At 61.0% G+C, this 8,174-nt stretch carries 7 protein-coding genes and 1 pseudogene; 7 read left to right on the top strand and 1 reads right to left on the bottom strand.

What is annotated here, in order from left to right; genetic code table 11:
• The 4 genes and pseudogenes from EWE75_RS25825 to EWE75_RS23125 all read left to right on the top strand — a co-directional run.
• A pseudogene (locus EWE75_RS25825) lies at positions 1–113 on the top strand (IS630 family transposase); the annotation flags it as partial.
• 14 nt (positions 114–127) lie between these two features.
• Complete coding sequence (locus EWE75_RS23135; RefSeq protein ID WP_231708535.1) at positions 128–1,414, top strand: efflux transporter outer membrane subunit; 1,287 nt, start codon at positions 128–130, stop codon at positions 1,412–1,414.
• A 10-nt stretch (positions 1,415–1,424) separates the two neighbouring features.
• Positions 1,425–2,576, top strand: coding sequence for an HlyD family secretion protein (locus EWE75_RS23130; RefSeq protein ID WP_130160422.1), 1,152 nt, complete (start codon positions 1,425–1,427; stop codon positions 2,574–2,576).
• Between the two features lie 13 nt (positions 2,577–2,589).
• Positions 2,590–4,131, top strand: a complete 1,542-nt coding sequence (locus tag EWE75_RS23125) for a DHA2 family efflux MFS transporter permease subunit (protein ID WP_130160421.1) — start codon at positions 2,590–2,592, stop codon at positions 4,129–4,131.
• A 293-nt stretch (positions 4,132–4,424) separates the two neighbouring features.
• Here the strand turns inward: EWE75_RS23125 and EWE75_RS23120 are convergent, their stop codons facing one another.
• Positions 4,425–5,303 carry a LysR family transcriptional regulator gene (locus EWE75_RS23120; RefSeq protein ID WP_130160420.1) on the bottom strand — a complete coding sequence of 293 codons (879 nt, stop codon included), beginning with the start codon at positions 5,301–5,303 and terminating at the stop codon, positions 4,425–4,427.
• A 99-nt stretch (positions 5,304–5,402) separates the two neighbouring features.
• Here EWE75_RS23120 and EWE75_RS23115 point away from each other — a divergent pair, with 99 nt between their 5' ends.
• Genes EWE75_RS23115 through fghA form a run of 3 tightly spaced genes read left to right on the top strand, consistent with a single transcriptional unit; the run spans position 5,403 to position 7,806 of the window.
• The gene (locus EWE75_RS23115) at positions 5,403–6,515 is read left to right on the top strand and encodes an S-(hydroxymethyl)glutathione dehydrogenase/class III alcohol dehydrogenase (RefSeq protein WP_130160419.1); all 1,113 of its coding nucleotides are present in this window, start codon (positions 5,403–5,405) and stop codon (positions 6,513–6,515) included.
• A 29-nt stretch (positions 6,516–6,544) separates the two neighbouring features.
• On the top strand, positions 6,545–6,943 hold the full coding sequence (locus EWE75_RS23110; RefSeq protein WP_130160418.1) for a VOC family protein: 399 nt from the start codon (positions 6,545–6,547) through the stop codon (positions 6,941–6,943).
• A gap of 8 nt (positions 6,944–6,951) precedes the next feature.
• On the top strand, positions 6,952–7,806 hold the full coding sequence (gene fghA, locus EWE75_RS23105) for an S-formylglutathione hydrolase (protein ID WP_130160417.1): 855 nt from the start codon (positions 6,952–6,954) through the stop codon (positions 7,804–7,806).
• Positions 7,807–8,174 lie beyond the last annotated feature (368 nt).

The following is an 8,174-nucleotide window of genomic DNA, read 5'->3' as shown; positions in this document are numbered from 1 at the left end:
CCATCAATCGCTACCTCAAGGAACACAACGCCGACCCAAAGCCCTTCGTCTGGACCAAGCCCGCCGCTCAAATCCTCGACAAGCTCGCCAGACTGCCTGCATCTTCCGTCTGACTCGCTGCACTAGTTTGGCGGCGCCCGAGACATCCTGGCCGTCCGATCGTTGGTGGGAGGGCTTCGGCGACCCGCAGCTCACCGCGCTGATCGAGGAAGGCCTGTCGGATGCGACCGATCTGCGCGTCGCGCAGGCACGGTTTGAACGGGCCGGCGCGCTGGTGCGAGAAGCACGAAGCCGACTGCTGCCGTCACTTCAGGCGAATGGGGAGATTGGCGGTACTAAGCAGAGCTACAATTATCTCATCCCGCGCGCGATCGCGCCCCAAGGCTGGAAAGACTATGGCCAGGCAACAATGCGGCTCGATTGGGAGCTGGATTTCTGGGGGCGCAACCGGGCTGCACTTGCTGCCGCCCGTTCAGATGCTGCGGCAGCCCAGGCTGAGGCGGCGGCGGCACGCTTAGTCATATCGTCTGGTATCGCCGAAGCCTATGCTGATCTCGCCGATTTTTTCGCGCAAGCCGATGCAGCGCGTCGCGCGGTCGAGGTGCGGCGACGCACAGTCGAACTGATGGATGGGCGACGAGCCCAGGGGCTTGAAAATGCTGGTGCTGTCGAGCGGGCGCGCTCGGCGCTCGCCTCCTCCCAAGGAGAGCTTGCCGCCCTTAATGAAACCGTGTCGCTCACGCGCAATCGGATCGCTGTACTTCTCGGCGCCGGACCCGATAGGGGCCTTTCCATCGACCGACCGACCGCGCGTGCGGTAGAAACGTTCGGTCTCCCCGCCAACTTGCCGGCCGACCTTATCGGGCGCCGTCCAGACGTGATCGCTGCGCGACTGCGAGCACAGGCGGCAGCAAGTCGAATAAAGGAAGCCCGTGCTGCCTTCTACCCCAACGTCAATCTTGCCGGGCTGATCGGTCTTCAGTCCATCGGCATCGGCGATCTCGTCAAATCTGGCTCCACCTTCGGTACCGTCGGTCCAGCCATCAGCCTGCCGATCTTCGACGGGGGGCGGCTGACCGGCGCCTATCGCGCCGCTGAAGCCGACTATCGCGGTGCGGTCGCCGAATATGACGGCGCTCTCGCCCAGGCTCTACGCGAGGTCGCTGATGCAACCACGAGCGAACGTGCGCTCACCGAACGCATCGCCAGAGCCGATGAAGCCGAACGCGCCGCGACCGCGGCCTGGACAGTTGCCGACAATCGTTACCGCGGCGGGCTTTCCACTTCGCTCGATGTGCTGGTGGCCGAAGACGCTTTGATCGACACCCGGCGTAACCTCGCCACGCTCCGCAATCGCAGGTTCGTCCTCGATGTCGCCCTCATCCGCGCGCTCGGCGGCGGCTTCCGTTCCTGAAGGATCTCCCATGTCCACCGAAACCCTCACAGCTTCCGTTCCTTTGGCTGCCGATGAGCCGAATGACGCCGCCATGAGAGCCAAGCGCCGCAAGTTGTTCGTGATTCTTGCAGTAGCGGTGGTTGGCCTCGGCATTCTCTATTGGGCCTATGTCCATTTTATCGCGTCGCGGCACGTCTCGACCGAAAATGCCTATGTTGGCGCCAATGTCGCCCAGGTGACGCCGCTGATCGGTGGCCCGGTGCGCGAGGTGCTGGTCGATGAAGCACAGCGGGTGAAGCGCGGCGACATCCTCGTGCGACTCGACGACACGGACGCCCGCCTCTCGCTCGCGCGTGCCGAAGACGAGCTTGCGCTGACGGAACGCCGGGTTCGTGGGCTCCTCGCGACCGATAGCGGCCTCGGCGCTCAGGTGATGGCACGCGGTGCCGATCAGGCACGCGCCGACGCGCGGCTGGTTGCGGCGCGCGCCGATCTCGCCAAGGCGAAGATTGATCTCGACCGTCGCGAAGCACTCGCGGCGTCAGGCTCCGTCTCCGGCGATGAACTGACCATCGCGCGCAACGCTTACAGCACCGCCACTGCAAACCTGAAGGTGGCACAAGCCGAGAATGCGCTGGCGCAGGCCAATCGGACCTCGGCCGTAGGAAGCCGCGACGCCAATCGCGCCCTGATTGCGGACGCCACCCCCGAAGCCAATCCGGAAGTGCTGGCTGCGCGCGCCGCGCGCGATCAGGCGCGGGTGGACCTCGATCGCACGGTGGTGCGATCGCCGGTCGACGGCGTCGTTTCGCGTCGCCAGGTGCAGGTCGGACAGCGCGTCCAGGCAGGCGCGACGATGATGGTGGTGGTGCCTGTCCAGGCCGCATTCGTCGACGCCAACTTCAAGGAAGGGCAACTCGCCCGCGTTGAGCCGGGACAGCGCGTCACCCTCACATCCGATCTCTACGGCGAGGATGTCGAATATCACGGCCGCGTCATCGGCTTCTCCGGCGGTACCGGCGCTGCCTTCGCGGTGGTTCCCGCCCAGAACGCCACCGGTAACTGGATCAAAGTGGTTCAGCGCCTGCCCGTACGGATCACGCTCGATCCGAAGGAACTGGCCCAACATCCGCTGCGGGTCGGACTGTCGATGAACGTCACCGTGGATCTCTCGAACTAAACGGAACCAGTACATGACGGATATTGCCACCGAGCCGAATTTGGCGAGGCCGCTTACCGGCGCGACCCTCATTCTTGCCGCGCTGCTGATCGGGTTGGGCAATTTCATTGTCGTTCTCGATTCCAGCATCGCGAACGTATCCATCCCGCATATTGCCGGCTCGCTCGGCGTGTCGGTAACGGAGGCGACCAGGGTCATTACCTTCTATGCCGTCGCCGACGCCATAGCCGTACCGCTCGCGGGCTGGCTGGCCCGACGCTTCGGCGAACGAAGAACGTTCATCACGGCCTTCATCGCCTTCGGCGCCTTTTCATTGCTGTGCGGGCTGGCACGCTCGCTCGAAATGCTGGTCGGGGGTCGGGTCCTGCTGGGTCTTGCCGGCGGGTTGATACGCCCTCTGTCGCTGACTCTGCTGCTGCGCGTATTCCCTGCCGAAAAAGCAACGCTCGCGACGGTCGTCTGGGCGATGACCACCACGGTCGCCCCGATTGCCGGCCCCATCCTGGGGGGCATCATTTCCGACAACGCCGGCTGGGAGTGGATATTCTTTCTCAACGTGCCCGTAGCGGCCGCCGGCGCCGCGGGCCTTTTCTATTTGCTGCGTGGACGCCCCGAGCTAACGGCCCGATCGCCAATCGACGCGGTTGGCCTCGTGCTTCTCGTCATCTGGGTTACCGCCCTCCAACTCCTGCTTGACGAGGGGCGTAATCTTGACTGGTTTGCGGTGACCCAGATTCGCGTGCTGGCTGTTGTTGCGGCGGTTGCCTTCATCGCCTTCCTGATCTGGGAGCTGACCGCAAAATACCCCATCGTGAACCTGCGCATTTTTCGGCATCGTGGTTTCGTCGTTGCGTCCGTCACATATGCACTGAGCTTTGGTGCCTTCTTTGCGACGATCGTTCTCATCCCGCTCTGGCTTCAGCAGAACATGGGCTACACGGCGACCTGGGCCGGCTATGCGACCGGTATAATGGGTATTTTCGCTGTGCTCGCCTCTCCAGTCATCGGTGCTGCGGCCGCCAAGATTGACCCGCGCCTGATCATCTCGACCGGTGTCTTTGGGCTGGCGCTCATCTCGATTTGGCGCACCGGTTTCACGCCTGATATGACCTTTCTGCAGATGGCCTGGCCGATGCTGCTGACAGGTCCGTTCCTCATGATGTTGTTCATCCCTATCACGGGTCTGTGCATAGCCAGCGTCGATCCGCACGAACAAACTGACGCCGCCGGCCTCTCCAATTTTCTGCGCACGCTCGCCACCGCCTTCGCTGCGTCGCTCGTCCAGACGGGTTGGGCCAACGCCGCGCGGGTCAATCAATCCGAACTGGCAGGCGCCATGCCACAGGGGACCTCGACGATCGAGGCGATGGTTGCGTCGGGACTGTCGCGCGAAACGGCGACGACCTTGCTGACCAATGTCGTCGAAAGCCAGAGCGTGATGCTCGCCACGCTCAACATGTTCGCCGCGATCGCGTTGTGTCTCGCCTTCAGCGGCGCGTTGATCTGGCTGGCACCGAAGCCGAACAGTCCGATCGATACGAGCGGCAGGCATTGAGCCGGGGTTGCCGAACGATAGTCTTAGTCGAGACCGATCTTTCCCAACACCCAATGGGCCTTGCTATCGCAACCGGCCATCGCAAAATAAAACGATCCTGACGGTCGGCTGGAGATCGAGCATGGTGGTCATGTCCTATCGTCAGTTCAACAGGATGCGGTAAATCAGCCCGCCGTTGCGGAGAACAAGCATCTGGACGCAGCGTTGTGGGTGGACAGACAGATGCAGGCGATCATGCCGCATCACCGCAAGCGCAACTGCGTTCCGATCCCAGCGCGGTCGAGCAGTGCCGACTACATCATAGCAGCAGCAAGCTCATGCCGCAAACATTCGACCACACTTTGTACCTTTGGAATAAGGTGGCAGCGCTGTGGATATACCGCCCAGATCGGCTCGTCGATAGGCCGAAATTCAGCAAGAAGAATCTCGACCATCCCATGTTTAAGATGTGGAAGAATGTAGAAACCCGGCAACTGGCAGATGCCTAGCCCGGAAATGCAGGCTTCAACGACCGCGTGACCGCTGTTGCAACTGAACCGTCCCTTAGGATGATGCAGATGTTCCTTACCGCCAGACATGAAATTCCAGGTAGAACTCGACCCGATGATGCATTCATGACTTTGTAGGTCTGCGACTTTTGTCGGTCTGCCCGCGAGTGCGAGATAACTCGGGGCGGCGCAAGTGTAGAGTGTACGAGATGCGACTTGGGTCGCAATGAGACGCGGGTCGGAAATATGCCCCGTTCTGATTGCGAGATCATAATCTTCGGCGACGAGATCGACAACTCGGTTCGATAGATCGATGGCGACGTTGAGTTTGGGACGATGCATTGCGAAGCGTCGGATGATGGGTGCCACGAAGCGCTCGCCCATTGCCGTAGAGCAGGTCACTCTCAATAAACCCTGAGGCTCTCCCTGTTCGCCTATCAAGGCCATGGCCTCGTCGCGCTCCTGCGCCATCCGTGCACACCGCTCGAAAAACGTCTGACCGGTGTCGGTCAGCCGCACGGTCCTGGTCGTACGGTAGAAGAGGCGCGCCTGCACTCGGCGTTCGAGCGCCATGATGGAACGACTGACATGCGTGGGCGACATACCGATGAGTGTGGCTGCACGCGTAAATGAACGGGTAGTCGCGACCGCTATGAATTCGTCGATGCCGTCCCACTGCGACATATTATCCCTCCCAAGACATAGTCTATTGCGAATAAACTATATTAACCTGCTCCGGGCGCAATGATAGGCCGTGGGTCAGACTGAATCTGAGGATGCCAAATGAAAACCCGTGCTGCCGTCGCCTTCGAAGCCAAGAAACCGCTTGAAATCGTCGAGGTCGATCTTGAGGGACCAAAAGCAGGTGAAGTGCTGGTGGAGATCATGGCGACGGGCATCTGCCATACCGACGCCTACACACTCGACGGCCTGGATAGCGAAGGGCTGTTCCCCTCAATCCTGGGCCATGAGGGGGCAGGCATCGTGCGCGAAGTCGGAACCGGCGTCACTTCGGTTAAGCCTGGCGATCATGTCATCCCGCTCTACACCCCCGAATGTCGCCAGTGCAAAAGCTGCCTGTCGGGCAAGACCAACCTGTGCACCGCGATCCGTGCGACACAGGGCAAGGGTCTGATGCCCGACGGTACGACGCGCTTTTCATACAAGGGGCAGCCGATCTTCCATTATATGGGCTGCTCGACCTTCTCCAACTTTACCGTACTGCCCGAAATCGCGGTCGCGAAAATTCGGCGGGACGCGCCCTTTCAGTCCAGCTGTTATATCGGCTGCGGCGTCACCACCGGTGTCGGCGCGGTCATCAACACGGCCAAGGTGCAGGTCGGCGACAATGTCGTCATCTTCGGCCTGGGCGGGATCGGCCTCAACGTCATCCAGGGCGCGCGCCTCGCCGGCGCCAACAAGATCATCGGCGTCGACATCAACGCCGATCGTGAGGAATGGGGCCGCAAGTTCGGCATGACCGACTTCCTCAACTCCAAAGGCCTGTCGCGCGAAGAGACGGTGACGAAGATCGTCGAGATGACCGATGGCGGCGCCGACTATACGTTCGACGCGACCGGCAATACCGATGTGATGCGCACCGCGCTGGAGGCGTGCCATCGCGGCTGGGGCACATCCATCATCATCGGCGTGGCCGAAGCAGGCAAGGAGATCATGACCCGCCCCTTCCAGCTCGTCACCGGGCGCAACTGGCGCGGCACTGCCTTTGGCGGCGCCAAAGGCCGGACCGACGTGCCCAATATCGTGGACATGTACATGACCGGCAAGATCGAGATCGATCCGATGATCACCCATGTCATGGGTCTGGAGGAGATCAACACGGCCTTCGACCTGATGCGCGAGGGCAAGAGCATCCGTTCGGTCGTGGTGTTCTGAACAAAGCGATTTTTCAAAGGAGAGTGATTATGGCGGTTATTTCAGGCGACGGCGTGTTTTCGCACGTTTTCCTTGGCGCAAACGACGTTGAGGCATCGGTAAAATTCTACGATGCGGCTCTGGGCGCCTTGGGCGTGAACAATCTCGGTCCCTTTGGCAATGGCTGGATCCTTTACGGCAAGGACAAGCCGGCGTTCATCATTGCCAAGCCTGGCAATGGCGAAGCGGCGTCGAGCAATGGCGCAACCACTGGCTTTGCAGCTGCGAGCACAGAAGAGGTCGATGCCTTCCACGCCGCAGGCTTGGCCAATGGCGGAACGGACGAGGGCGCGGCGGGCGCGCGTGGACATCTGCCTGGTGCCTACGCCGCCTATTTGCGCGATCCGGCCGGCAACAAGATCTGCACCTACACCTTTATCGACGCGTAAGGCAGGACATGGCTCTCGAAAAGATAACGACGAGCCGTAGCTTTGGGGGCGTGCAGGGCGTGTATAAACATGCTTCTGCCGCCACCGGCACGGACATGAGCTTCTCCGTCTACGTGCCTGAGCATGAGGCGGGTGCCAGATTGCCGGTGGTCTGGTATCTATCGGGCCTGACCTGCACGCACGCCAATGTGACCGAAAAAGGCGAGTTTCGCCGCGTCTGCGCAGAGCGGGGTCTTATCTTCGTGGCACCGGACACGTCGCCGCGCGGCGAGGGGGTGGCGGACGACGCCGCAGGCGCCTACGACTTTGGTCTTGGCGCTGGCTTCTATGTTGATGCGACGCAGGAACCGTTCGTGCCGCATTATCGCATGTGGACCTATGTTACGCAGGAACTGCCAGCGCTGATCGCAGAGCAATTTCCTGCTGACATGGATCGCCAGTCGATCATGGGACACAGCATGGGCGGGCACGGTGCGCTTACCATCGGTCTGTCCTTCCCCGATCGCTTCAGGGCGGTGTCAGCCTTCTCGCCGATCGTCGCGCCCTCCCAGGTGCCATGGGGCCAGAGGGCACTTGCCGGTTATTTGGGTGACGCCGTGGCGGCATGGCGCAAGCATGATGCCGTGGCGTTGATCGAAGATGGGGCGCGGGTCACCGACCTGTTGATCGATCAGGGCGAAGCCGACACGTTTCTGACGGAGCAGCTCAGGCCGCATTTGCTGGAAGAAGCATGCGCAGCCGCCGGAATACTGCTGACGCTGCGGCTCCAGCCTGGCTACGATCATAGCTACTACTTCATTTCCACCTTCATGGCCGATCACCTGCGCTGGCATGCGGATCGGCTGGCGATACAGAAAGGTTGATGATTCAGATTTTCGTTAGGACTCGCAACGGGGTAGATCGGCGCCGGCGCGAACCCACTTCGAATTTCTTCCAGGCCACTGCATATCAATGAGAATATATTTGGAGTCGGGATCCTGATAGGCGCGGATCAGGCTCCGACCAATGTCTCCGTGTGGGAGTCTTTTCAGATAGATTTACCGCACTAAGGGAAGTCCTCTGCGACGCCGATCCACACCGTCAACGAAAGCGTCACGGATTTCGGCTAACATTACAGTTGCGCTTTATTGAAAACTCTGAATCAATAGGTCTCCATGGTATGGAGGTCATGGATGACGGGTGCATCGATCGAGACGACGCTGGAACTGTGGGCATCCGGTTTGCGCGACGC

Source organism: Sphingomonas populi (genome assembly GCF_004208535.1).
GTDB classification, from domain to species: domain Bacteria; phylum Pseudomonadota; class Alphaproteobacteria; order Sphingomonadales; family Sphingomonadaceae; genus Sphingomonas; species Sphingomonas populi.
This window is presented reverse-complemented; position numbering and strand designations above follow the sequence as displayed.